The sequence below is a fragment of the Pseudonocardia sulfidoxydans NBRC 16205 genome (genome assembly GCF_007989085.1).
Taxonomy (GTDB): domain Bacteria; phylum Actinomycetota; class Actinomycetes; order Mycobacteriales; family Pseudonocardiaceae; genus Pseudonocardia; species Pseudonocardia sulfidoxydans.
This window is the reverse complement of the sequence record NZ_BJVJ01000065.1, coordinates 1-24,448: the sequence shown is the minus strand read 5'-3', so window position 1 is coordinate 24,448 and position 24,448 is coordinate 1. Positions and strand designations below refer to the sequence as shown.

At 75.2% G+C, this 24,448-nt stretch carries 24 protein-coding genes; 15 read left to right on the top strand and 9 right to left on the bottom strand.

The features are described 5' to 3' along the window. The first annotated feature begins 2 nt into the window (after positions 1-2). Together nrfD and PSU4_RS23980 are read left to right on the top strand one after the other, a co-directional pair. A complete protein-coding gene (gene nrfD / locus PSU4_RS23985; RefSeq protein ID WP_147112801.1) occupies positions 3-1,010 on the top strand; it encodes an NrfD/PsrC family molybdoenzyme membrane anchor subunit in 1,008 nt (335 codons plus the stop codon). A gap of 9 nt (positions 1,011-1,019) precedes the next feature. Then, positions 1,020-1,484, top strand: coding sequence for a CinA family protein (locus PSU4_RS23980; RefSeq protein WP_147112784.1), 465 nt, complete (start codon positions 1,020-1,022; stop codon positions 1,482-1,484). 182 nt (positions 1,485-1,666) lie between these two features. On the opposite strand, the gene PSU4_RS23975 is transcribed toward PSU4_RS23980, so the two are convergent. The 3 genes from PSU4_RS23975 to PSU4_RS23965 all read right to left on the bottom strand — a co-directional run bounded on the left by PSU4_RS23975 (position 1,667) and on the right by PSU4_RS23965 (position 4,488). Then, on the bottom strand, positions 1,667-2,539 hold the full coding sequence (locus tag PSU4_RS23975) for a Rieske (2Fe-2S) protein (RefSeq protein WP_147112781.1): 873 nt from the start codon (positions 2,537-2,539) through the stop codon (positions 1,667-1,669). 120 nt (positions 2,540-2,659) lie between these two features. After that, entirely contained in the window at positions 2,660-3,370 is a 711-nt protein-coding gene (locus PSU4_RS23970) for an ANTAR domain-containing protein (RefSeq protein WP_147112778.1), read from the bottom strand. 113 nt (positions 3,371-3,483) lie between these two features. After that, entirely contained in the window at positions 3,484-4,488 is a 1,005-nt protein-coding gene (locus PSU4_RS23965) for a YihY/virulence factor BrkB family protein (protein WP_246115307.1), read from the bottom strand. 279 nt (positions 4,489-4,767) lie between these two features. On the opposite strand from PSU4_RS23965, the gene PSU4_RS32545 reads away from it, so the two are divergent. From PSU4_RS32545 to PSU4_RS23930, 7 genes are all read left to right on the top strand, one after another. Then, the gene (locus PSU4_RS32545) at positions 4,768-5,787 is read left to right on the top strand and encodes a GAF and ANTAR domain-containing protein (protein ID WP_147112772.1); all 1,020 of its coding nucleotides are present in this window, start codon (positions 4,768-4,770) and stop codon (positions 5,785-5,787) included. A 151-nt stretch (positions 5,788-5,938) separates the two neighbouring features. Further along, the gene (locus PSU4_RS23955; protein ID WP_147112769.1) at positions 5,939-6,301 is read left to right on the top strand and encodes an STAS domain-containing protein; all 363 of its coding nucleotides are present in this window, start codon (positions 5,939-5,941) and stop codon (positions 6,299-6,301) included. Positions 6,302-6,450: 149 nt separating this feature from the next. Next, entirely contained in the window at positions 6,451-7,452 is a 1,002-nt protein-coding gene (locus PSU4_RS23950) for a chemotaxis protein CheB (RefSeq protein ID WP_186817149.1), read from the top strand. 56 nt (positions 7,453-7,508) lie between these two features. After that, positions 7,509-9,326 (top strand): CheR family methyltransferase, encoded by a 1,818-nt coding sequence (locus PSU4_RS23945; protein ID WP_147112761.1) that lies wholly within the window; start codon positions 7,509-7,511, stop codon positions 9,324-9,326. A gap of 34 nt (positions 9,327-9,360) precedes the next feature. Further along, the gene (locus PSU4_RS23940; protein ID WP_147112758.1) at positions 9,361-9,699 is read left to right on the top strand and encodes a hypothetical protein; all 339 of its coding nucleotides are present in this window, start codon (positions 9,361-9,363) and stop codon (positions 9,697-9,699) included. Between the two features lie 60 nt (positions 9,700-9,759). After that, positions 9,760-10,485: an ATP-binding protein gene (locus tag PSU4_RS23935; RefSeq protein ID WP_147112755.1), complete on the top strand. Its 726-nt coding sequence runs from the start codon at positions 9,760-9,762 to the stop codon at positions 10,483-10,485. A gap of 89 nt (positions 10,486-10,574) precedes the next feature. Continuing rightward, entirely contained in the window at positions 10,575-11,978 is a 1,404-nt protein-coding gene (locus PSU4_RS23930) for a serine/threonine-protein kinase (RefSeq protein WP_186817148.1), read from the top strand. 15 nt (positions 11,979-11,993) lie between these two features. Here PSU4_RS23930 and PSU4_RS23925 read toward each other — a convergent pair whose 3' ends face one another. Beyond that, on the bottom strand, positions 11,994-13,265 hold the full coding sequence (locus PSU4_RS23925) for a PP2C family protein-serine/threonine phosphatase (protein ID WP_147112749.1): 1,272 nt from the start codon (positions 13,263-13,265) through the stop codon (positions 11,994-11,996). Positions 13,266-13,569: 304 nt separating this feature from the next. Between PSU4_RS23925 and PSU4_RS23920 the strand changes: the two genes are divergently transcribed. Both PSU4_RS23920 and PSU4_RS23915 read left to right on the top strand, forming a co-directional pair. Then, entirely contained in the window at positions 13,570-13,995 is a 426-nt protein-coding gene (locus PSU4_RS23920) for a hypothetical protein (RefSeq protein ID WP_246115306.1), read from the top strand. 76 nt (positions 13,996-14,071) lie between these two features. Next, complete coding sequence (locus PSU4_RS23915; protein WP_147112746.1) at positions 14,072-15,532, top strand: aminotransferase class I/II-fold pyridoxal phosphate-dependent enzyme; 1,461 nt, start codon at positions 14,072-14,074, stop codon at positions 15,530-15,532. Between the two features lie 127 nt (positions 15,533-15,659). Here the strand turns inward: PSU4_RS23915 and PSU4_RS23910 are convergent, their stop codons facing one another. The 4 genes from PSU4_RS23910 to PSU4_RS23895 form a co-directional block, all read right to left on the bottom strand. After that, the gene (locus tag PSU4_RS23910) at positions 15,660-15,941 is read right to left on the bottom strand and encodes a WhiB family transcriptional regulator (protein ID WP_147112743.1); all 282 of its coding nucleotides are present in this window, start codon (positions 15,939-15,941) and stop codon (positions 15,660-15,662) included. Positions 15,942-16,039: 98 nt separating this feature from the next. Next, entirely contained in the window at positions 16,040-18,007 is a 1,968-nt protein-coding gene (locus PSU4_RS23905) for a SpoIIE family protein phosphatase (RefSeq protein ID WP_147112740.1), read from the bottom strand. 151 nt (positions 18,008-18,158) lie between these two features. Beyond that, positions 18,159-18,368 (bottom strand): hypothetical protein, encoded by a 210-nt coding sequence (locus PSU4_RS23900; RefSeq protein ID WP_147112738.1) that lies wholly within the window; start codon positions 18,366-18,368, stop codon positions 18,159-18,161. Positions 18,369-18,385: 17 nt separating this feature from the next. Further along, positions 18,386-19,387, bottom strand: coding sequence for a magnesium transporter CorA family protein (locus tag PSU4_RS23895; RefSeq protein ID WP_307724796.1), 1,002 nt, complete (start codon positions 19,385-19,387; stop codon positions 18,386-18,388). A 249-nt stretch (positions 19,388-19,636) separates the two neighbouring features. Here PSU4_RS23895 and PSU4_RS23890 point away from each other — a divergent pair, with 249 nt between their 5' ends. Together PSU4_RS23890 and PSU4_RS23885 are read left to right on the top strand one after the other, a co-directional pair. Further along, positions 19,637-19,837, top strand: coding sequence for a hypothetical protein (locus PSU4_RS23890; protein WP_147112732.1), 201 nt, complete (start codon positions 19,637-19,639; stop codon positions 19,835-19,837). 173 nt (positions 19,838-20,010) lie between these two features. Beyond that, complete coding sequence (locus PSU4_RS23885; RefSeq protein WP_147112729.1) at positions 20,011-20,754, top strand: ANTAR domain-containing protein; 744 nt, start codon at positions 20,011-20,013, stop codon at positions 20,752-20,754. A gap of 18 nt (positions 20,755-20,772) precedes the next feature. On the opposite strand, the gene PSU4_RS23880 is transcribed toward PSU4_RS23885, so the two are convergent. Then, positions 20,773-21,669 carry an SDR family oxidoreductase gene (locus PSU4_RS23880; protein ID WP_147112726.1) on the bottom strand — a complete coding sequence of 299 codons (897 nt, stop codon included), beginning with the start codon at positions 21,667-21,669 and terminating at the stop codon, positions 20,773-20,775. A gap of 190 nt (positions 21,670-21,859) precedes the next feature. Between PSU4_RS23880 and PSU4_RS23875 the strand changes: the two genes are divergently transcribed. Next, entirely contained in the window at positions 21,860-23,026 is a 1,167-nt protein-coding gene (locus tag PSU4_RS23875; RefSeq protein WP_147112723.1) for a baeRF2 domain-containing protein, read from the top strand. 173 nt (positions 23,027-23,199) lie between these two features. Beyond that, the gene (locus tag PSU4_RS23870; protein ID WP_147112720.1) at positions 23,200-24,288 is read left to right on the top strand and encodes a baeRF2 domain-containing protein; all 1,089 of its coding nucleotides are present in this window, start codon (positions 23,200-23,202) and stop codon (positions 24,286-24,288) included. Positions 24,289-24,448 lie beyond the last annotated feature (160 nt).

Genomic DNA, 24,448 nt, shown 5'->3' with positions numbered 1-24,448 from the left:
GGATGTTCCAGGGCATCCGCCGGGGTCGCCGGGGCGGCGAACCGACGGTCGTCCCCGAGGCGGAGTTCGGCTCGTACTACGGCCGTCCCGTGCTCAAGGCGCCGGTGTGGGAGTGGAAGATCGCGGCCTACCTGTTCTGCGGGGGGCTGGCGGCCGGGTCGTCGGTGCTCGCAGCGGGTGCGGACCTCACGGGCCGTCCGTCGTTGCGGCGTTCGTGCCGGATCGGGTCGCTGGGGGCGCTGGGGGCGCTGGGGGCGAGCCTGTACTTCCTCGTCTCGGACCTGGGCCGCCCGGAGCGGTTCCACCACATGCTGCGCGTGCTCAAGCCGACGTCGCCGATGAGCGTCGGGACGTGGATCCTCAGCGCGTTCGGTCCCGGTGCGGCCGCCGCGGCCGTCGCCGAGCTGCTGCCGGCGCGGGTGCGGCGGCGCCGCCTCGCGGGTCGGCTGCTCGACCGGCTCGCCCGCCCGCTGGGCATCAGCGCCGCCGCCACCGCGCCGGCGGTGGCCTCGTACACGGCGGTCCTGTTGTCGCACACCGCGGTTCCGGGCTGGAGCGAGGTCCGCGACGAGTTGCCCTTCGTGTTCGTCGGCTCGGCCGCGGCCAGCGGGGGAGGGCTCGGCATGCTGTGCGCACCCGTGGCCGAGGCGGGCCCCGCGCGGGTGTTCGCCGCCGTCGGAGCCGCGGGGGAGATCGTCGCGTCCCGGGTGATGGAGCACCGGCTCGGCCTCGTCGGCGAGGTCTACCGCGAGGGGCACGTCGCTACGCTGCGGCGGGCGTCCGAGTCGCTCACCGCAGCAGGCCTCCTCGGCACGGTCCTGCTCGCCCCGCGCAGCCGCGCGGGTGCCGCCGCGTCCGGGCTCGCGCTCCTCACCGGCAGTGCGCTGCAACGGTTCGGGGTGTTCGAGGCCGGGGTGGCGTCGACGAAGGACCCGAAGTACGTCGTCGTGGCGCAGCGCGAACGGCTGGACGCGCGGGCCGGTAGGGTTCGCTCGCCCAAGTCGGGGTAACGACGACCCATGCCCGACAACGGTTCCCCCACCGACCTCGCCGACGAGGCGTCGTCGCGCGTCCGTGGCCGCCGCACGGTGGCGGTCGCCGAGTCGCTCACCGGAGGCCTCGTCTCCTCCGCGCTCGCGAAGGCCCCCGCCGCCTCGGAGTGGTTCCGCGGCGGCCTCGTCGCGTACAGCGGCGAGGTCAAGCACGACGTGCTCGGCGTCCCGCCCGGCCCCGTGGTGAGCGCCGACGCCGCCGAGGCCATGGCCGACGGGGTCCGCAAGCTGCTGTCCGCGGACGTCGCCGTGGCGGTCACCGGGGTCGGCGGGCCGGGCGAGCAGGACGGCTGCCCCGCGGGCACCGTCTTCGTCGCGGTGGTCACCGCCGACACCTGCCGGACCGAGCACCACCGGCTCGACGGCGATCCCGGGAAGATCTGCGCCGAGGCGGTGACGGCGACCCTGGCCCTGCTGCTCGCGGCCCTGTGAGTGGGCGACCCGCTCGGCCCCGCGCCGGGCGGCGCGACGGCCACGCGCGGCGTCCGCCGACGACCGGGCGCAACCTCACTGCTGTCCGGAGCCGGGAACAGGACCGTGAGGTTGCGCGCGGGTTTTACGCCGGGGAGCGCAGGCGGTTCCGGCGGTGGTGGCGCCGCCGGAGTCACGCCCGGTCAGCTCGCGGGCACGCCGGGATAGGTGACCACCCGGGCCTCGAGGACGCCGTCGGTGACCCTGGTCGCGAACTCCGGGACGGGCGCGGTGGCGGGACCGTGGACGACCGTTCCGTCGTCGAGCCGGAACACGCTCCCTTGCCACGGGCAGGTGATCTCGCCCGACGCGACATCGAGGTCCCCGTCGTGCAGCGGTGCCGAGAGGTGCGGGCAGCGGTTCGACAGCACCGCGACGTCGCCGCCGCGGCGCACGACGAGCACGTCGGCCGCCCCCGCACGACGGCAGACGGCGGCCCCGTCGGGCAGGTCGGCGACCGGGCCGATGGCCTGCCAGTCGTCGGGTCCGGTGTGCGGGACCGACTCGGCCTGGTTGGGGCCCAACGACTGCCGGTAGGCGAGGTGGCCCCCGAGCCAGGCCCCGGCCCCGGCCACCGTGCCCCCGAGCACCGACGTCACCCGCCCGCTGCGGCCCCGGGCGCGCTGCAGCAGGGAGATGCCGAACAACGCGACCGCGGTGACGTTGGTGGCGGCGTGGACGATGCCGACGCGCTGCTGCTCCTCGTGGCTCTCGGCGTAGTCGGCCCAGCCCGCGGCGACGGTGGCCGGGGTGCTGAGCAGCCCCACCGTGATGAGCGTGGACGACCCCCGGGTGTTCGTCCCCGTCACGTCGAGCACCGCCGCGGAGGTGAACGAGCCGACGGTGAGCTGCGCGAGCGCCGGGTGCAGGGAGTGGCCCAGCCACACCCCGTGCAGCGCGTCCTTCACGCGGCGGTCGGCGAGAACCGTGGAGACCACGCTCCGGGCGAGTGCCGCGGGCCGGTCCAGCACCGTCGCCCGCTCGAGACCGCCGGTGATGGCGTCGAGGATCCTCATGCCCGTGTAGTAGACCGCGGGACCGCCGTGAAACCTCGGCTCGTCGACGAACCCCGGTCGACGAACCCCGGTCGACGAACCCCCGACGGCGACCCGGCGGAGGCGGTGGCCGGGCGTCCCTCAGAGCCCGGCCCGGTGTGTGGCCATGGTGCGGGCGATGGCGGACAGCTTCACGTTCATCCGCTGCGACACCGACTCGAGGATCTCGACCGCCCTCTGCTCGCCCAAGCCCTCGCGTTCCATGAGCACGCCCGTGGCGTGGCCAATGACGTCGCGGTGGCGCAGCGCCTCGCGCAGGTCGGCGCGGGCGTCGAGCACGGAGGCGGCGTGCGCGGCCAGGACGACGGCGACGTCGCGGTCGGCGTAGTCGAGACCGCCGCGGGTGTGGGAGACGAAGGTCAGCGCCGCGACCCGCGGCGGGTCCTCGTGGGCGAACAGGCCGACGGACAGCACGCTGCGGACCCGCCGCCCGGCCGCGGCGGGCCCCCAGTGCGGGAGCCGGCGGTCGGCCCCGACGTCGGAGGACTCGTAGAGCCCGAGCCCGGCGCGGCGGCTGGCCATGACGCACGGGCCCTCGCGCAGCCGGTACTGCAGGTCGTCGAGGCGGGCCGCCAGCGGGCCCGACGCGGCGGCGGTCTCGAAGGTGCCGTCGGCGCGGCGGACGGTGACGCTCACCAGGTCCGCGGCCGGCACCAGGGTCCGCCCCGCGTCGACGACGACGCGCAGGGCGTCACCGGTCGAGGTGGAGCGCGCCACGGCGGCGGCGAAGGTGGAGAACTCGAACGCCCAGGGGTGGGTTCCGGTTCCGGTCGCGGTGGTCGTCTCGTCCACGATGCTCCACCTCCCAGCGCAGCGGTGAGGCGACCAGCCTGCCACGGGTCGGCGGCGCGCCTCATCCCCCGATGGCGTCACGTGCCCAGCGCGACCGTCCCGGCGCGACCGTGTCAGCGCGACCGTGTCGACCGTGGGTCTCCGGCGACGGTGTCGGCGGCGTCGGCGCCGCGGTCCCCCATGGGCTCTGCGGGCCCGCGGGTGCTGTCGCGCGCGGTCTGCCGTTCGCTCTCGGCGTTGATCTCCGCCCCCAGCAACACGATGTAGCCGGTCAGGTACAGCCACAGCAGCAGCACGATGACGCCGGCGAGCGCGCCGTAGGTCTTGTTGTAGGAACCGAAGTTGTCGACGTAGAGGCTGAACACGACGCTGCCGACGACCCACAGCACCGTGGCGACGACGGCGCCGACACTGACCCACCGCAAGCGCGGGGCGTCGCGGTCGGGCGCCACCCGGTACACGACGGCGAGCGCCACGACGACGAGCGCCACGAGCAGGACCCAGCGCACGACCTGGGCGATGACGAGCCCGATGCCGCCGAGGCCGAGCGCGTCGAACACGGCCGGCGTCACCGCGACCAGGGCCACCGCGACGAGCACGAACACGACGGCACCGAGCGTCAGCAGCAGCGCCGTCCCGCGGAGCCGCAGGAACCCGCGGGACTCCTCCTCGTCGTAGGCGAGGTTGGTCGCCTTGATCAGGTTCATCGTGCCCGCCGACGCGCTCCACAGCGCCGCGAGCAGCGAGACCACCAGCCCGACGCCCAGTGCCCCCGTACCGGCGTCGGTGACCGACCGCAGCTGGTCGGTGATGATCGGCCGCGCGGCGGCGGGCAGCGCGGCGGCGAGCTGCTCGACCTGCGCGGCGACCTGCGACGGGTCGGCGACGAGCCCGTACAGGGTGAGCGCGGCGATGAGCGCCGGGAACAGGGCGAGGAAGGCGAAGTAGGCGACCCCGCCCGCGAGGATCGGGACGTTGTCGGCCTTCGCCTCGGCGAACGCCCGCCGCGTCACCTGCCACCAGCCGGCGGGCGGGATCTCCGCAGGCGTGCGCGCCTGCCGGCCGGGCACCCGGTCGTCGTCGCGCGGCGGGCCGGCGGAGGGTTGTGAAGTCGTCACGGCGGGCCGCATAGCCGCTGTGGGCGCGGTCGAACCCTGGAACCGGGGACACGTGCCTGCGGCTGTTCCCGTCGTCCCCGGCCGGCGGGCCGGGCCTGATCCGGCGACAGGAGATCGACTGCCCGCCGAATGTTTCGTGGCGGCCGCGGGTACTGGCTGTGGGCGTGCGGCGTCCGACACGGTCCGTGACCGAGGAGCGGACCTCACCGACGGGTGCCGCGCCGGGTCCGAGGTACGTGCACGACGCGGAGGCGAGGCGCATGACGTCCCGTGGGGCGGATGACGAGCAGGCGATGGTGGAGACCCCCGTCCTCGTCGAAAGAACCCCTTGCGCTGCTGGGTGAGGAGCTCGACGACGGCCGGCAGCCGGGCGTCACCGGGACCACGCCCGCGGCGGCGGAGAACAGGACCGTCCGGCTCGCCGCAGCGCGTCTCGCCCGGGCCGAGGCGGCCGAGCTGCGGCGCAGAGCGGCTGCGCTGTCGGCGGCGACGGCGGCGCTGCGCGCGCGCAACGCCTCGAGCCGGGCGGCCTCGGCACGACTGATCGCCGAGGGCCGGGACAGGATCGACCACCACATCGACCACCACAGGGAGGTGCGCCGGACCGTCGACCTCGTCGGCCTGGGCGACCAGCTGGTCAACGCACACGACCCTGCGACGGTTCTGCTGCCCGCGCTGCGGGCACTGCGGTCCCTCGCACCCGGCGACACCGCCGCGGGCGCCCTGCTGCGATCCGGCCACACGACCCGGATCGGCGCGATCCTCGGGGCGCGCGCCCAGGCGATCCTGCGCAGCGAGCTGGACAACGGGGAGGGCCCCGGCACCGACGCGCTCCGATCGGGGACGGTCGTCGCCGTGCCGGACGTCCGTGCGGCGTCGACGGCCGCGCGCCGGCCCGGCTGGTGCGGCGACGTCGCCGCCTCGGGCGTGCGCGCCGTCCTGGCGCTGCCCCTGTGCGGCAACCGCGGACGGACACTGGGCGCCCTGGTCCTGGTGTCGGACGTCCCGGTGCAGGCGGCGCCGGAGACCGTCGACGCCGGGCGGGCGCTCGCCGCGATGACGTCGCTGGCGCTGGCGCGGGTGCACAGCGAGGAGTCCGCCTCACGCGCGATCGCGAGCCGGGACCTGATCGGGCAGGCCAAGGGGATCCTGATGCGAGAGCACGGCATCGCCGACGACGAGGCGTTCGAACGGCTGAAGCGCTTGTCCCAGGACCACAACGTCAAGGTCGTCAGCGTGGCCGAGCAGGTCGTGGCGGCGTACCGCGGGCACGACGCCGCGGCCCCGTCCACGGCTTGAGAGCCGTGCACCGAAAACCTGTGACCCAGGTGCGGCCCACCGCTTGCCCCGGCGCGCCGCCCGTGGTTTGGTCCGGGCCTGGGCGCAGACAGCACCGCGGCGGCAGCGACGGCGCGGTCCTGCGGTCACCGTGCCGGCGGAGGGAGCGGCCATGACCGGGCAACCCGATCTCCCGTCGTCGACGTGGAGCTGCACCGACGGCACCGCGCGGGTGGTGTCGTCGGAACCCGGCACCGTGCGGGTGCAACTGGCGGGCGAGATCGACCTCACCAACTCCGACGACCTGGGGCGATGGCTCGCGGAATGGCATGTCGCCACGCTGCAGATCGATCTGCGACAGGTCCGCTTCCTCGCCGTCTGCGGGGCCCGGCGGCTCGCCGTGCTCCGGACCGAACTCGACGCCGGATCGCGCCGGCTGCAGGTGATCCCGCCCGACGACGTCGTCATCCGGCGGGTTCTCGACGCGCTGGGACCGTTCGAGCTCGTCGAGTCCGAGGCCGGTGCGCCCGGTTGAGACGTGCACGCCCGGCTCCTCACGTCCACGGAAGTACGAATGCCGCCGTCCCCCGGTAGCCGGGGGAACATCGATCGGAGTGTGCACGCGTGGACAGCTCGTCGCGGACCGGCCGTCCACGGCCGACGCCGGCATCCCGCCTCGTCGTCGTGGGAGCGTCCGCGGGCGGGGTGGAGGCGTTGCGCAGTGTCGTCGGGGCACTGCCCGCGGAGCTGCCCGCGGCGATCGTCGTGGTCCTGCACATCCCCGCCGACGCCCCGAGCGCGCTCGCCGCGATCCTCGACCGGGCCGGACCGCTGCGCGCGGTGACCGCGCGGCACGGCGACGTCCTGGAGGCGGGCACGATCTTCGCCGCGCCCGCCGACCACCACGTCCTCGTCGCCGACGGACACCTGCACCTGTCGCGGGGGCCCCGCGAGAACGGCCACCGCCCGGCACTCGATCCGCTGTTCCGGTCGGCGGCGGCCGACTTCGGCCCCGCGGCGATCGGGGTCGTCCTGTCCGGGAACCGGGACGACGGCACCGCAGGCATCGCGGCGCTCGCCCGCGCGGGCGCCCCCGTCCTGGTCCAGGACCCGGAGGAGGCGCTCTACGTGGGCATGCCGAGCAGCGTGATCCGGCACGTCCCCGGTGTCCGCGCGCTGCCGGCGACGAAGCTCGGGGCGATGATCGGCGAACTGCTCTCGGAGCTCGTGCCGGCCCACGAGGCGGCCCACGACCCGCTGACCGAGGCGGAGGCCCGGATCGCCGACATCTCGGTGGAACCCGCGGACACCACACCGGACCTGGACGAGGCGGAGCCGTCGGGACTGTCCTGTCCGGACTGCGACGGCGTGCTGTTCCGGCTGCCGGGGGAGCCGGCGCCGCGGTTCCGGTGCCGCGTCGGCCACGCCTGGTCGCCGACCAGCCTGTCGGCTCAGCAGGACGAGGCCATCGAGGGTGTCCTGTGGTCGGCCTTGCGGGCGCTCGCGGAGAAGGCGGAACTTCAGCGTCGGCTGGCCGAGTCCGCCGCCGGGGTCGGCCGGCAGGGGGCCGCGGACACGCATCTCAGGCGCGCCGCCCGGGCGAAGTCGGACGCCGAGGCGTTGCGCCGGCTGCTGGCGGGCGGCGCGATCGAGGACGAGGACGAGGACGTGTCGCCCATCGGCTAGGCTGCGCCGGCGCGCCCCGCACAGGGGCCTGCGGCCGAGTGATCGGAGTGGGGCGCTTGTCGCAGCCGGATCCGGACTTCGAGGCGTTGCTGCACCACCTCAAGCAGACCCGTGGGTTCGACTTCACCGGGTACAAACGGAGCAGCCTGGTCCGGCGGGTCGCCCGCAGGATGTCGCAGGTCGGGGTCACCGAGTACGGCGACTACCTCGACTACCTCGAGCTGCACGCCGAGGAGTTCACGGCGCTCTTCAACACGATCCTGATCAACGTCACCGGGTTCTTCCGCGACCCCGAGGCCTGGGAGTACCTGCGCACCGAGGTGCTGCCAGCCCTGCTGGCGGGCAAGGGGGCGACCGAACCGGTGCGGGTCTGGAGCGCCGGGTGCGCGTCGGGCGAGGAGGCCTACACCCTCGCCATCCTGCTCGCGGAGATGCTCGGGCCCGCGGAGTTCCGCGATCGCGTCAAGATCTACGCCACCGACGTCGACGAGGAGGCGCTGGCGTACGCGCGGCAGGGCACCTACTCCGAGCGTGAGGTGGCCGGTGTCCCGGACGAGCTGCGCGAGCAGTACTTCGAGCAGCTGGGCGGCCGGTTCACGTTCCGCAAGGACCTGCGCCGATCGGTGATCTTCGGCCGCAACGACCTCGTCCAGGACGCGCCCATCTCGCGCATCGACCTGCTGGTCTGCCGCAACACCCTCATGTACTTCAACGCCGAGACGCAGGCCCGCATCCTCGCGCGGTTCCACTTCGGGCTCTCCGACCCGGGCGTGCTGTTCCTCGGCAAGGCCGAGATGCTGCTCAGCCACGGGGCGACGGTCATGCCGGTCGACCTCAAGCGCCGCACGTTCCGCAAGGCCCCCCGGACCGCGCCGCAGAACGGGACGTTGTTCGCCGACCCGCTGCCCGTCGTCGTCCGGACCGCCCCGGACGGGCTCGACCTGCTGCGCGACGAGGCGGTCCTCGCCTCCCCGCTCGCGCAGGTGGTGCTCAACGCCGACGGCCTCATCGCCGTCGTGAACCGGCAGGCCGAAGTGCTCTTCGGCATCTCCACCCGCGACGTCGGCCGCCCGTTCCGCGACCTCGAGCTGTCCTACCGGCCGCTGGAGCTGCGCAGGCACATCGAGAAGGCGCTCGAGGAACGCCGGACGGTCCGGATCACCGACGTCACCTACAACCGTGGGCCGGAGGTCGTGCACCTGGAGGTCCAGGTCAGCCCGCTGGCCAACGGCGACGTCGAGCCGCTGGGGGTGAGCGTCGCGTTCCACGACGTCACCGACTTCCGCCGGCTCCAGGACGAGCTCGAACAGGCGAACCGCCAGCTCGAGACCGCCTACGAGGAGCTGCAGTCGACCAACGAGGAGCTGGAGACGACCAACGAGGAGCTCCAGTCCACGAACGAGGAGCTCGAGACGATGAACGAGGAGCTGCAGTCGACCAACGACGAGCTCCAGACCATCAACGACGAGCTGCAGGACCGCACCGGTGAGCTGGACCGGAGCAACGACTTCCTCGAGACGATCCTGACCAGCCTGCGTGCCGGCGTGGTGGTCGTCGGGCCCGAGCTGGTGGTGCAGGTCTGGAACCACCAGGCCGAGGAGCTGTGGGGGCTGCGCCGCGACGAGGCGGTCGGCGAGCACCTGCTCAACCTCGACATCGGCCTGCCGCTCGACCAGGTGCGGCCGGTCGTGCGCGGCACCCTCGCCGGCGACGACGGCCCGCAGGAGGTCCTGCTCGCCGCCATCAACCGCCGGGGCCGCAGCATCGACGTCCGCGTCGTCGCGAGCCCGCTGCGCGGCGAGGCCGGCGCGGTCGTCGGCGCCATCCTGACGATGGAGGAAGCGGCGGGCGTGGAGGACGTCGTCGTCCGCTGAGCGCGGTCCACCACACGCCGGCCCGGAGGTCGCCATGGACGAACCCGATGTGGTGGCTGCCGTGGCGCGGCGGCGCAAGGAGATCGCGGCGCGGCTCGAGGAGCTGCGGACGCGTCGGCGGCGGCTGGCCGACCCCGGGACGAGCCGCTCGACAGCGGCCGACGTGGAGTCCGCCGAACGGTCCGCGCTCGCGGCGCGGCACCACGCCGAGGACGCGAGGCAGCGCGTCGTTCAGCGTCACGAGCTGTCCGTCCGCCGCCACCTCGAGGCCGCTGCGGTCCTCGCCGCGGCGGGGGACCAGGAGGCCGCCGCGCGGCACCGTGCTGCCGCTGCCGCTGCCCGTGAGGTGCCGCCGCCCGTGTTCGAGGAGTAGGTCGAGCGGGATCGGTGCGCGAGGAGCACCATCGGGGTCGGCCGGCCGGAGGGAGGATCGATGGCGGTCGAGAAGCTGACGCTGCGGACCGAGGACGGTCCCGACGTCGCGACGGTCGTGTGCGCCGGGGAGCTCGACCTGGCGGGCAGCACCCGGCTGCGCCGCGTGCTGGGCAAGCACCTGTTCGACCGCGGCCGGTTGCTCGTCGACGTCCGCGCACTGCAGCCCGGTTCGGCCGCCCACGTCGCCGTGTTCTCGACGGTGCTCGCCCGCGCGGGTGGGTGGCCGCACGCGCGGATGGTCCTCGTCGCGGGAGACGGGCCCGTCGCCCGCGTCATGCGGCTGGCCGGTGACGCGCGGGAGGTGCCGGTCGCGACCGACCGCCCCGAGGCACTGGAGCGGCTGACGCGGCGGCCCGACCGCGTCCGGCGTTCGACGGAGCTGCCGTCCGGGCCGCACGCCGCCGGGTTCGTCCGCGAGCTGGTCAAGGTCGCGTGCGCCGACTGGGAGCTGCCCGACCAGGTCCGTGACCGCGCCGTCCTGGTGGCCGACGAGCTCACGGCCAACGCCGTCCTGCACACGGCGGGTCCGACGGCTCTGACCCTCACCGTCGACGACCTCGGTCTGCGCGTCGCGGTCCGCGACGGGACGTCGCGGCCTCCGCCGCTGCCGGCCGGGCCGGGGACGGGCCTGGGGCTCGTGGCGGGGCTCAGCGACGCCCAGGGCGTCTCGCCCCACCTCACCGGGAAGACGGTGTGGGTCCTGCTGAGGCGTCCTGCGGGCTGACCGCGGTCGCGGAGGTTTCGCAGCGGGCGCCGCGGGCTATGGCCTGGGCGAGACCGCGCCCACCCGACGTCGGACGGAGCCCTGACGCGATGACCGCCACGGTCGACGGGACCGATCTCGGGGACCCGTCGGGCCACCCCGTCCTGCCACCCGGCTACCGGCCCGGTGGGCTGGTCGGGGTCGGCGGGTCGGCGAGTGTCTACCGGGCGATCGACGGCCGGACCGGCGACACGGTGGCGGTGAAGGTCCTGCACTCGACCGCCGACTCCGTCACGGCGGCCCGGTTCGCCGCGGAGGTGCGGGTGCTGCAGGGTCTGCGCCATCCCGGCCTCGCGCAGATCGTCGACGCCGGTGTCGACCACCACCACCACCCGTACCTGGTCACCCGGTTCGTCGAGGGCCGGACGCTGCAGGCCGCGTTGCACGACGGGCCGATCGGCGCCGGCACCGCGACCGCGGTCGGTGCCCGGCTGGCCTCGACGCTGGCCCACGTGCACGCCCGCGGGATCGTGCACCGCGACGTCAAACCGGCCAACATCCTGCTCGACGAGGCGGGCCTGCCGTTCCTGACCGACTTCGGGGTCTCGCGGATCGTCGCGGCGACGCAGATGACCGAGACGGGTGTCGTCGTCGGGACACCGGCGTACATGGCGCCCGAGCAGGTGCGCGGGGTCCGGGTGGGGCCGGCCGCCGACGTCTACGCGCTGGGCCTGGTCCTGCTGGAGATGCTGACCGGCCTGCGGGAGTACCCGGGAGGTCTGGTCGAGTCGGCCGTGGCGCGGCTGCACCGCCGCCCGCGGGTACCGGCGTCGCTGCCCGGCCCGTTGCGGGTCCTGCTGACGGAGATGACCGAGGACGAACCGGACCGCAGACCGGCGGCCGCCGACGTCGCGGCCCGGCTCGCCGCCGCCGCTCCGGTGCGCACGTTGCCGGTGGGGGCGTTGCCGGTGGGGGCGGTGCCGGTGGGGACTTTGCCGGTACGCATGATGCCGGTGCGCCGCGCGGCGGCCGCCCTGGCGACGGCGGCCGCGCTGGCCGTCGTGGCGGTCGGGGTGGTCGGGCCGGCGGGGGAGTCCGTGGACGCCACCGCCGGTGCCCCCGCGGCGCCGACCGCGCCGGGACCTGCGGTACCGCCGGTCGAGGTGGGCGCCGTGGTGGCGGACCCGCTGCCGGCCGGCGTCGGAGCAGCCCGTTCGGGGACCGGTCCGGTCGCCGACACCGCCCGCACGGTGCACGAGGACGTCGCGCCGCCCGTCGCGTCCACGACACGCACGACCGACGCCGGGCGCGGTGCGCGCGACGAGCGCGGTGGGCGTACCGGGGCGGCGGAGCAGCGGGCGTCGACCGCCCCTGCCAGGGGAACGACGACCCGCGACGAGGACCGCGACGACAGCGGCAACGGCAACGGCAACGGGAACGGGAACGGCAACGGGAACGGCAACGGCAACGGCAACGGCAACGGCAACGGCGGCGGGGACCAGGACGAGCAGTGACCCTGCCGGGGCCGGTCAGGGCCGGCGACGGGCGACGAGCAGGGCGATGTCGTCGCCGACCGGGGTGCCGCCGACGACCGTCGCCATGATCTCGGCACAGATGGTCTCGACGCTCGGGACCTCGCGGCCGTGCGCGCCGTCCGCGGACGTGGCGTCGCGCAGGGCGAGGGTGAGGTTGTCCAGCCCGACGTCGGGGTCGAGGCCACGGCGTTCGACGAGCCCGTCGCTGTAGGCGCAGATCAGCGCGCCCGCAGGGAACTCGACCGACGTGACCCGGCGCGTCGCTCCCGGCATGGTCACCCCCACCGGCAGGTCGGGTGGGACGGCCACGACGTCGGGGGCCCGCCCGGGCAGCGCCAGCAGCGGGACGGGATGCCCGGCCGACGACATCTCGAGCCGCCCGTCGTCGGGGGAGAGCACCGCGCACCACACCGTGGCCATGATCCCCGGGTGGTAGGTCCGGGCGTAGCGGTCGAGCTGGTCGACCAGCCGGGCCGGGTCGTCGACGGTGAGCGCGTGGGTGCGCAGGACGGTCCGCAGCTGCGTCATCGTCTGCGCGGCCCGCAGCCCGTGGCCGAGGACGTCACCGACCACCATCAGGACCCTGCCCGACGGCATTTCGAGGACGTCGTACCAGTCGCCGCCGACGATGCCGAGCTGGTCACCGGCGACGTAGCGGGCCGCGACGTCGAGATCGGGCACGGGTGTGGGCTGCTCGGGCACCATCCAGTTCTGCAGGACCGCCGCCGCGTTGCGCTGCGCCCGGGTGAGCTCGGCCTGGATCGCCAGCGCGGCCCGGTCGGCGATGAGCTGCAGCATCTCGTGGTCGACGTCGCGGAACCGGCGGGTCGTCAGGCTGCCGACGTGAAGGACGCCGATGACCTCGCCGTCGACCATCAGCGGGGCGCCGAGCAGCGAGCGGATCCCGGCGTGGCGCAGCAGCGGATTGAGGACGGTGCCGGAGTCGACGTGCTCGACGGCGATGACCCGGCGCTGCGCGGCCACCGTGCCCGCGAACCCCCGCCCGATCGGGATGCGCACCCCCTGCTGGACCTCGCCCGTGATGCCGCGCGCGGCGGACGCGACCAGGGAGCGGCCGGAGGGGTCGGTGAGCAGCACGGCGGCGGTGTCGGCCTGCAGCAGGTCGAGCGCGCGTTCGATGAGCGTGGTGAGGGCGTCGGCGATGTCGGGGTGGGCGACCTGCGTCGCCCCCGTCGCGCCGGTCGGCGAGGTGCCCGGGAGCGGGCGGCGGTGTTCCACCGTCGGCACGACTGCGTCGTCGACCATGGTTTCCGGTGTCCTTCCGCAGGCATTGCTGACGGAGGCTGCAGACTCAACCGGTCCGGGTCGTACGAACCCTAGCCCAGTGCAGAGGTGGGCGTGACGCGCCGCCTTCCCGGGACGGCCTGCCGCGCCGTCCCGCGCGGTGGTGACGTCCCTCGCCACAGGATTCGTGACGACCCGTCCGGGCTATCGAGGGTGAGGGGTGTCGACGACGCCCCGTCATCACCGCCACAGAAGGGGACCGGCCGATGCCGACCGACGTGAACGTGCAGCCCGGGACAGCGCGGACCGCGGAAGCGGGGCGGGTGTGACCGGCACCGGCGTCCGCGGCTGGTTCAGCGACGGACGCGCCGCCGACCGCGGCCGCATCGGCGACCTGTCGGCCCGGTTCCTCGGCGCGGCGACGGCGACGTACGCGGCCGCGACCCTCGTCCGCCCGTCCGTGCTCGCCGGACCGCTGCGGCTGGGGACCTCGCCGGCCACCGACAGCCTCGTGCGCGCGGTCGGGGTGCGCGACCTCGCGTCGGGGCTCGCGATGGTGGCGACGGGCCGGCGTGCGTGCGTCGTCGCGTCCGCCGTCCGGATCGGGTCCGACCTGGGTGACGCCGTCGTCTTCGGGCTGTCCGACCTGCCGGCGGACGCCCGGCGCAAGGCGGTCGGGGTCGCGCTCGGGTGGGCGGCGCTCAACGGCGCCGCCCTCGCGCTGCGCCTCAGGGCGCCGCACCGGGACTGAGAGCCCGGCTCGTTTCACGACGGCCCCGCCGGGTAAGGCCCGTCCGGTCCACACGAGCGAGCACGACGGAGGCACGATGCCGGACCAGTCGCGGGCACCTGTCCTGGAGGCCCTCGAGGCGTACCACCGGGAGCGGCACACCCCGTTCACCCCACCCGGGCACAAGCAGGGCCGCGGGGCGGACCCCCGCGTGCGGGCGGTACTCGGCGACGACGTGTTCCGCGCCGACGTCCTCGCGTCGAGCGGGCTGGACGACCGGGCGTCGTCGAACAAGGTGATCGCCCACGCACAGGAGCTGATGGCCGACGCCGTCGGCGCGGACAACGCGTTCTTCTCCACGTGCGGCAGTTCGCTGTCGGTGAAGAGCGCGATGCTCGCCGTCGCGGGCCGCCACGGACGGCTCCTGGTCGGACGTGACGCGCACAAGTCGGTGATCTCGGGGCTGGTCCTGTCGGGGCTGCAGCCGGTGTGGGTGGCGCCGCGTCACGACCGGGACCGCCACCTCGCGCACCCACCGTCGCCCGCCGACGTCGAACGTGCACTGGACCGGGACTCCGACGTCGCCGGGGTGCTGATCACCAGCCCCACGCCCTACGGCACCTGCGCCGACGTGTCGGCGATCGCGGAGCTGTGTCACGGCCGCGGGCTGCCGCTGCTGGTCGACGAGGCGTGGGGCGCGCACCTGCCCTTCCACGAGCGGCTGCCGACGTGGGCGATGGACGCGGGTGCGGACCTGTGCGTGGTCAGCATCCACAAGATGGGGGCCGGGCTCGAACAGGGATCGGTCTTCCACCAGCAGGGCGACCTGATCGACCCGACGTTCCTCGCCGCGTGCGCGGACATGCTGTCGACGACGAGCCCGAACGTGCTGCTCTGGACAGGGATGGACGGCTGGCGACGGCAGATGGTCGAGCACGGCCACGAACTGCTCGACGCCGCGCTGCGGGTGGCCGACGACGTCCGCGAGCGGATCGCCGCCGTCCCCGGGCTGACGCCGTTGCGCGACGAGCTCATCGGCCCCGAGGCGTCGCACGAGCTCGACGAGCTGAAGGTGCTCGTCGACGTGTCCGCGGCGGGGATCAGCGGCTACCAGGCGGCCGACTGGCTGCGCGCGCACCGGGCCGTCGACGTCGGGCTGTCCGACCACCGGCGCATCGAGGCCCAGCTCTCCCTCGCCGACGACCCCGCGAGCGCGGACGTCCTGCTCGACGCGCTGACCGCGCTCGCGGGGGCCGCGGGTGAGCTGCCGGCGCCGCCGCGGGTGGAGCTGCCGAGTCCCGAGGCGCTGGACACCGACGCGGTCATGCTGCCGCGCGACGCGTTCTTCGCGACGGTCGAGGACGTCCCGCTGCGCAAGGCGGAGGGCCGGATCTGCGCCGAGCAGGTCACGCCCTACCCGCCGGGCATCCCGGCGCTGCTGCCGGGGGAGCGGATCACCGGCGAGATCGTCGAGTACCTGGCGACGGGCGTGCCGGCGGGGATGGTCCTGCCCGACCCCGCCGACCCGCAGCTGGAGACCGTGCGGGTCGTCGCCTGACCGACCGTGGGGCTCCCTCCCCGGGGAACGAACGGCACAGTCGCGCCACTCAGTTGCGCGACTGTGCCGTTCGTGCGTCGTCCTCGGCGACGCCGCCCGCAACGACCACACGACCTGAACGGACGGCTCAGCCGAACGGCGGGCCGGCTCGCCGGATGCGGCAGCGCTGGTCCGTCGTCGTCGCGCCCCACACTCCCTCGGGGCCGTTCGCGAGCGCCCACTGCAGGCACGGCCCGCTGACGGCGCAGCCGGCGCACACCGCGAACGCCCGGTGTTCCTGGGCGCGGGCCGGCTCCCCGTCGCCGACCGGGAAGAACAGCTCCGGGTCGTGGTCGCGGCACGCCGCCCGGGCGCGCCAGTCCCCGTCCCGGACGGGCGTGCACGTCGATTCAGGTCGATGGACGAACACGGCGGCTCCTCGGGATCGCGGCGCGGCGGGTGACCGCGCCGTCTGCCCCGCCGGAACCGGGTCGAAACCCGCAACAGCGGCCGATCGCCGAAACGGCGTCAGGCGGTGTCCGGGTCGCGGGTGTCGTGGGGCATCCGCACGAGCCCCAGGACCATGCCCGCGGGCGACCCCGCGGGCGCGAGGAGCCGCAGCACGGTGGCGTTGGCGTCGTGGGTCTCGCGCATCCGGTACAGGGCCGCGACGCCGGCACTGGCCAGGTGGCTCACACCGGTCAGATCGACGGTGAGCGAGCGGGTGCCCGCGACGCTCGCCGACCGGATGGTCCGCTCGAACTCGTCGACGGTCGTCGCGTCGACGGGGCCGTCGACCCGGACGCGGGGCCGCGGGGCCCACGGCTGGTCGGTGACCAGCAGCGGTCCCGACGGCACGAACCGCTCGGTCGCGGGCCGCGGGGTGAGGTCGTCGGCGGTCAGCAGTCGCGCCGGGACGGTGGCCCGGTGCGCGATCAGCGCGGTGGTGCCGGTGTCGTCGTGCTCGACCCGCAGGCTGTCGACGAGCCCCTCGGCGATCTGCAGGCCGCGTCCGCGGTCGGGGGTGGGCACGGGGTCGCGCCAGCGTCCGTCGTCGGCGACGCGGGCGTCGAGAACCCCGTCGTCGGTCAGTGCCAGGGTGACGTCGCAGTCGTGGGTGCCCGGCGAGTCGGCGAACGCGTGCTCGACGACGTTGGTGACCAGCTCGAGGACCGCGTGGCTCACCGCCGCGCCGGGGTTCTGGCCGACGCGGGCGTCGGCGAGCCAGCGGCGCAGCTCGTCACGCACGGTCCGCAGCGATGCGACGACGGCGGGGACCCGCAGCGTCAGCGCCGGCACGGCGGGCACGCGCTGGGCCGCGAGCAGCGTGATGTCGTCGACGTGGCCGGTGGTGCGGGTCAGCAGCTCCAGGGTCTGGGTGCAGAGGCGTTCGGCGGGGGACGTCTCGTCGCGGTGGAAGCTGCCGCCCGCGGCGACGTCGGCGGCGACCCGGCAGAGCTCGACGGTGCTCGCGGAGAGCTCCCGGCCGGGGCGTTCGAGGATGCCGTCGGTGTAGAGCAGGACGAGCTCGTCGTCGCCGAGGCGGTCCGTGCCGACGACGTCGGTGGTGAACGCGGTGCCGACCCCGATCGGTCCGGCGCCCGAGGGCGGCAGGTAGCGGGTCTCGCCTGTCGTGGTCAGCAGCAGCGGCGTGGGATGGCCCGCCGTGCAGTAGGAGATCTCCCCGGTGACCGGGTCGAGCACGACGACGCAGACCGTCGCGGCGCGGGCGCCCCGGACCCGGTGGGCGGCGGCGTCGAGCGCGGCCAGCGCGGTGGCGAGGTCGCCGGTGGTGGCGAGCTGCTCGTGGAGCAGGACGCGCAGCTGCCCCATCGTGGCCGAGGCCGCCACGCCGTGGCCGACGACGTCGCCCACCACGAGGGCGACCTTGTCGCCGGGCAGCGGGAACGCGTCGAACCAGTCGCCGCCCGCCGCGGTGTCGGCGTCGGCGAGGAGATGGCTCGCGGCGATCTGCAGCCGCTGCGGGACGGGCAGCCCCGCGGGGAGCAGCTCGCGCTGCAGGGCGACGACGACGTCGCGGGAGTGTTCGACGCGCAGCTCGACCTCGGCCCCCCGTTCCCTCGACGCCCGCCGGCGGACCCGCTCGGTGACGTCGGAGAGGTCGACGATCAGCTCGCCCGTCGCGTCGTCGTCGGCCCGCACCGGGGTGACGGTGACGTCGGCGACGACCTCCGCCCACCCACCGGTGTCGGGCAGCTCGACCTGGACGCGCCATTCCCGCAGAGTCTGCGGCCGCCCTGTCGCCGCGACCTCGGTGCAGAGGTCGGTGAACCGTTGACCGGCGACCTCGGGGAAGGCCTCCAGGAACGACATGCCGAGCATGTCCTCGCGCGCGACGAACGTGCGGGCGGCGGCGTTGGCGGCGACGAACCGCAGGTCGGGGCCCGCGAGCCCGACCAGGACCCTCGGCACCTGCTCGAACATGCGTTGGACGACGGCCGGGTCCCCCACCCGTCGCGAGAGCTCGTCGGTCATCCGGTCGGCCCCTCGTTGCGCACCGGCCCTGCGGGGCGGCGACGGCGGTCGTGCGGAGCCGGCTGCTCGACCGCCGCAGCGACGCGACCTGGGCCGCGGCGCGCCGCCGACGGTACCGACGTCCGTCCGAACGGTCCCGTGGGCGCCGGGCTCAGTCCCGGCCGCGGCCCTCGACGTGCGGGTCCTTCGCCTCGTCGGTCGACAACGCGCCGGTCGCGGCGGGCACGTTCACCTGCGGCCCGCCCGGCACCTCGGGCCTGTCCTCGACCGAGGCGGTCTGGTCGTCGGGGTCGGCGGCGGCGAGGGTGGCCTCGCCGGGCTGGTCGTTCTCGTCCGGGGTGCGGTCGATCCTGTCCGTCATGGCGTCGGCGTACCCGCTCAGAGCCATCCCTTGCGGCGCAGCGCCAGATAGATGACGCCCGCCAGCACCACGATCAGCGCGGTGCTGGTCACGAACCCCCAGGGCTGGTCGAAACCGGGGTAGGGCACGTTCTGGCCGTACCAGCCGGTGATGGCGGTCGGGACGGCGATGATCGCGGCCCACGCCGCGAGCTTGCGGGTGATGACGTTGAGTTCGTTGCCCTGCTCGGTGGCGTAGCTGTCGAGGATCGTCGCGACGTGGTCGCGGGTCGCGTCGACCGTCTCCGCGGCGCCCAGGGCGTGGTCGTGGACGTCCTCGAAGTAGGGCGCCATCGACGGCCGGGCGAGCCGGATGTGTTCGTCGTCGCGCAGCAGCCGCGCCAGCACCTCGCGCATCGGGACGGTGACGCGGCGCAGCGCCGCGAGGCTGGTGCGCAGCTCGAACCCGCGGCGGCGGACGTCGACGTCGTGACCGGGGTCGAACAGCGCCTCCTCCAGCTCGTCGGCGAGGTCGTCGAGCTGTTGCGCCGCACGGTGATGGCCGTCGACGACCGCGTCGAGCCAGCCGTGCACGAGGAACCCGACGCCGTCCTGCGCGAGGTCGGCGGCCGCGTCCCAGCGGGTCTCGACGACGTCGATGTCGAAGTCGGCCTTGCGCACCGTGATCAGCGCCCGCGGCGTCACGAACGCGCTCATCTCGCTGGTCAGCAGCTCGCAGCCGCCGTCGGGGACCTCCACGGCGTAGAGGTTGACGAACAGGTGCGTGCGGTAGCGGTCGACTTTCGGGCGCTGCTCGTCGACGGCGGCGTCCTCGACCGCCAGCGGGTGCAGCCCGAACTCCGCGACGAGGATCGCGAGGTCGTCCTCGTCGGGGTCGTGCAGGTCGAGCCACACGACGGAGTCGTCGCGGGCGGCCAGGTGCTCGGAGATGCGCTCCGCGGGGAACCCCTCGTCGACGAGCGCCCCGCCCCGGTAGAGCCGGGTGCGGGTGGCACACCGTGGCGGGACGGCCGTCGTCACGCTCGTCGCGTGCGGTCCGGGCGTCTGCGGGTCCCCGTCGGCGGGACGTGTCCGAGGCGTCGCGTGCGGGCCGGTCATGCCGGGAACTACCTGCGGGCGGCGCGGCGCAAACCCGGGGTCACCGCGTCGGGGGTTCCGCGCCCGCCGACCGGTGCACGACGCCGGCGGGCACCGGACCGGCCGGGGAGTGCGGCGCGGCGCGGCGGGGTAGGGGAGCGGGGAAGGACCGCCACGCCGACAGGGAGGCAGGTGACCGCGATGGCCCACGACCCCGACCCCGACGACCGCAGCGCAGGGACGCGCGACGACGCGGACGTCCCCACGAACCCGGAGGGGCCCACCGAGACCGAGGAGACCGTCGACCGTCTCGAGGAGGAGGTCCTCGGCGGCCGCGTCCCCGACGGTGTCGAGCCGCCGCCGGAGGACGGGACGGCCGAGCCGCCCGACTGACGGGCTGCTTCTCCGCCGGCTGCTGTGCCGCCGCGTGGGTGAGCCGCGGGAAGTCCGCGGCGGCCACGGGGGGAGGAGGTCGTGGTCGCGCGGCTCCCGACGTCCCACGGGTTTCCTCCGGTCCCGGTCGCGTGGACAATCGAGCACAGCGCGACCGAAGGGATGGTCCACGAATGTCTGCCGACGAGGTGTCCGCGGGCCCGTCCGGCGCCCACTCCTGGGCGGCGGAGTTCTCGGCCCTGGCTGCTGCCCTGGACTCGGCGACGAGCAGGTCGGCGGCGCTGGAGCGCATCGTCGCCGCCGGCGCGGCGCTGCTGCCGGCCGCCGACGTGGTCAGCATCAGCCTGCGGCGCGCCGACGGCTCGTTCCTGACGCCGGCGTGGACGGCGCCGCTCGCGCAGCGGCTCGACGAGCTCCAGTACCTGCTGCGCGAGGGGCCGTGCGTGCTCGCGAGCAGACGGGCGGGGGTCGGCATGTTCGAGTCCTCGGACCTCGGGACGGACCCGCTGGTGAGCCAGTGGGGGCCGGCGGCGGTCCTCGAGGGCGTGCGCAGCGCGCTGGCCGTCGGCCTGTTCGCCCACGAGGACCCGCCGCGCATCGGGGCCATCAACTTCTTCTCGTTTCGCCGGGGCGCGCTCGCCGACGCCGACCGCGACGCCGCCGTCGTGCTCGCGGCGCACACGGCGGCGGTCCTGCACGCCTACGACGATGCCGAGGCCGCGGAGCGGGAGAACGCGAACCTGCGGGAGGCCCTGCGCAACCGCGACCTGATCGGGCAGGCCAAGGGCATCCTCATGGAGCGCGAGGGGATCGGCGAGGACGCGGCGTTCGACATCCTGCGGTCGGTGTCGCAGCGGATGAACGTCAAGCTCTCCGAGATCGCCAGGACGGTCACCGGCCGGCACAGCGAGATCTGAGGCCCGCACCCGTCCGCGTCAGGTGATGGGCGAGCCGCCGGTCACGCCGAGCACCTCCGAGGTCATGTAGGACGACTCGTGCGACGCCAGGAACACGTAGAACGGCGCGAGCTCGGCGGGCTGCGCGGCCCGGCCCATCGGGGCCTGCGCGCCGAACGAGTCGAGCTTGTCCGCGCCCATCGTGGCCGGGATGAGCGGGGTCCACACCGGGCCCGGGGCCACGGAGTTGGCGCGGATCCCGCGCTCGACCAGGTCGTGCCCCAGGCCCTTGGTGAAGTTGACGATCGCCGCCTTCGAGGTGGCGTAGTCGAGCAGGTGCGGTGAGGGCGAGAACCCCTGCACCGACGACGTCGTGATGATCGACGAGCCCGGCCGCATGTGCGGCACCGCGGCCCGGGCCAGCCAGAACAGCGCGTAGACGTTGGTGCGCATGACGCGGTCGAACTGCTCGGTCGTGATCCCGAGCAGGCCGTCGTCCTGCGACATCTGGTACGCGGCGTTGCTGATCAGGACGTCGATGCGGCCGAACGCGTCGACGGCGCGGGCGATCACGTCCTCGCACCGCTGCTCCTCGCGCAGGTCGGCCTCGACGCTGACCGCCTCGCGCCCGGCCTCCCGGACCCAGCGGGCCGTCTCGGCCGCGTCGTCGACCTCCGCGGGCAGGTGGGTGAGCAACACGTCGGCGCCCTCGCGAGCGAACGCGATCGCCACGGCACGGCCGATCCCGGAGTCGCCGCCGGTGAGGACGACCTTGCGGTCGACGAGGCGCTCGGTGCCGCGGTAGCTCTGCTCCCCGTGGTCGGGGACGACGTCCATCTCGTCGGTGCGCCCGGGCCAGGGCACGGGGCGGTCCCCGCTGCCCGGGGAGGCGAAGCGCTCGGTGGGGTCGGCGGGGGTGAACTGGTCCTCGCTCACGGGGTCTCCGGTGCTCGGGGGCGGACGGGGGAGGCCGGCCGCGCCCGCGGGGCTCCCGGCGAACCCGCGGCCGCGACCGGCACCGTTCGCGTTCCCCGTCGCTCGACGTTCAATCCCGCCGGGTGTCGGCGGGCCCCGCCCGGGTAGGGGGAGAGGACCGGCATGCGTTCACGACATGAGGGAGAAGGAGATGCGAGTCGACTGGCTGCGCCCCGCGTGCGACCGGCCCGGACCGTTCGCGACGGTCCTGATCGACGCCACCCACGACACCGAGGACGCCGCCGAGCTGGCCAGGTTGCGCCGCCGCGCCGTCGCCGACGACCTCACCGACCAGGGAGCGCCGGCGGCCGTGCGCGATCTCGTCGACGCCGCGCTGGCCGACGTCGCACCCGCCGACGGCACCGCGGGCCGCGTGCTCGTCGTCGACGACGACGGCGTGCTGGTCGACCGGCTCACGCCCGTCCCGCCCGCGACGGCGCTCACCCGGTGGGGCCTGCTGCCGCAGTTCCTCGCCGTCGTCACCGAGGTGCCCGAGGTGGTGCGGACGGTGACGGTGCACGTCGACGAGGCGGGCGGCGAGGTCGCGGTGCCGGGTGAGGAGCCGGTGACCGTCGGCGGGGAGATGCCGGTGCACAAGGTCCCGGCCGGTGGCCCGTCGCACCTGTCGATGCAGGAGCGCGTCGAGGAGAGCTGGCGGCGCAACACCGCGGCCGTCGCCGAGGCGGTCGACCGGGCCGTGCAGCGCACCGGTGCCGACGTCGTCGTCCTCACCGGGGACGCCCGCGCCCGGGCCCGGCTGCGGGACCGGTTGGCCCGGCGCAGCGTCGAGGTCCTCGTCGAGATCGAGAACAGCGCGGGAGACCGCGGCGCGGACCTGCCCGACACGGTCGCGCGGGCCGAGGACGACGTACGCGACCGGCACCGCCGCACCGCGCTCGACCGGTTCGCGCAGGCCGCCGGGCACGGCGACGGGCTGGCCGTGACCGGTGAGGCCGACGTGCTGGCCGCGGCCCGCGCGCAGGCGGTCGAGACGCTGCTGGTCGACCCGGCCGCGGTGCCTGCCGACGACGTCTGGGTCGGCGCCGACCCGGCCGCCGTGGCCGCCGACGAGGCCGGTCTCGCGGCGATGGGGAGCAGCCCGGCCGGCCGGGTGTCCGTGGTCGACGCCCTGCTGCGCGCGGCGGTCGCGACCGACGCCGAGGTCGTCGTGACCGGTGGCGGCGGGCGGCGTGACCCGCTCGACCCCGACGCGCCCGGTCGCTCCGACGACCCCGAGGACTCCGGTGACCCGCAGGAAGGCCCGGCACTGCGGCACGGGCTCGGGGCGATCCTGCGCTTCGCGCTCGCCCCCACCTGACCGTGCGTGCGCGGAGAGGTCCTGCACTGCTCGGGCGCACGCTCACCGAGCTGCGGCACGCGCGGCGGGCTCGGCGAACTCGACCCGGCCGCGGAGGAGTGCCGGGGCCCCCGCCGGGTAGTCGAGGCCACCGACCCCGTGGACCCGGGGGAACCCCGGACGAAGGAGTCCCGGTGCGCCTGGAGTGGCTGCGCGACATCGCCCGTCGTGACGGACCGTTCGCGACGGTGCTGCTCGACTGCCGCTGCCCCGCGCACGTCGGTCGTGCCCTGTCCGAGATCGCCCGCTCGGATGCCCCGCGAGCGGTCCTCGCCGCGGTCGGCGACGCGCTCGCCGGGCCGGTCCCGGCCGGGGTGGGCGAGGGCTGCGTGCTGGTCGCCGACGACAGCGGTGTCCTGCTGCACGCCCCGACGCGGCGCCCGCCGTCGCGGCCCGTCGCCGGGTGGGGTCCGCAGCCCGACCTGATGGCGGTGGTGACCGCGGTCCGTGAACCACTGCAGGTGGTCGTCGCCGGTGTCGACGAGACCGGCGACGGTTTCGTGCCGCCCGGGTGGTGCGCCGGGTCGTCCCCGGGATCGCGGACCCGGGGCGACGACCGGGGTGTCGTCGCCGCGGCGGCCCGCGCCGACGAGTGCGTCGCGCTCACCGGCGCCGGGCTGCTCGTCGTGACCGGGGAGCCCGTGTCCCGGGCGCGGCTGCTCGCGCGGCTCTCGCGGCCGGCGCGGGACGTCGCGGTCGAGGTCGAGCACCGCGGCGGGGTCGGCACGGACGTGGTGCAGCGCGCCGTCGAGGACGCCACCGACCGGTTGACCGCCCGCGAGCGGGCCGCCGTCCTGGACCGGCTGGCCGACCCCGCGACCCTGGACGCGGGCCGGGTCGCGGCCGGCCTCACCGAGGTGACCGGCGCCCTGCGCGACGGGGTCGTCGAGATCCTCGTCGTGGACCGGGCGCTGTGCGACGGCGGCGCCACGGTGTGGACCGCGGCGAAGAAACCCGCCGACGTCGTCACCGACCGTGCCCTGCTCGGCCCGGGCCTCGACGCCGTCGGCCCGCTCGCCGCCGCCCCGGCCCTCGTGCGGGCCGCGGCGCTCGGCGGCGCGTCGGTCGTCGTCACCGACGACCCGGACCGGCTGCCGACCGGGGGCACCGCGGCACTGTTGCGCCCGCCGGTGCGGTCCGGGCCGTCGGGTTCACCTGCCCGGACGGGTGCCGCTGCCCGGACGGGTGCCGCTGCCCGGGCGGGTGCCGCGGCCCCGGGATGAACGCGGCAGCGGTCGGGCGGCGCGCCGTTCGTCGTCAGCGGGCGGTCAGCGGTTGCGCGGGTCGTCGCCGGGGTGGTGTTCGCGCTGGGTGTGGCGCGCGGCGTGCTCCGACGGGGCGGCGCGCCCTCCGGCGTGGGCCTCCTCGCGGAACCGCTCGACC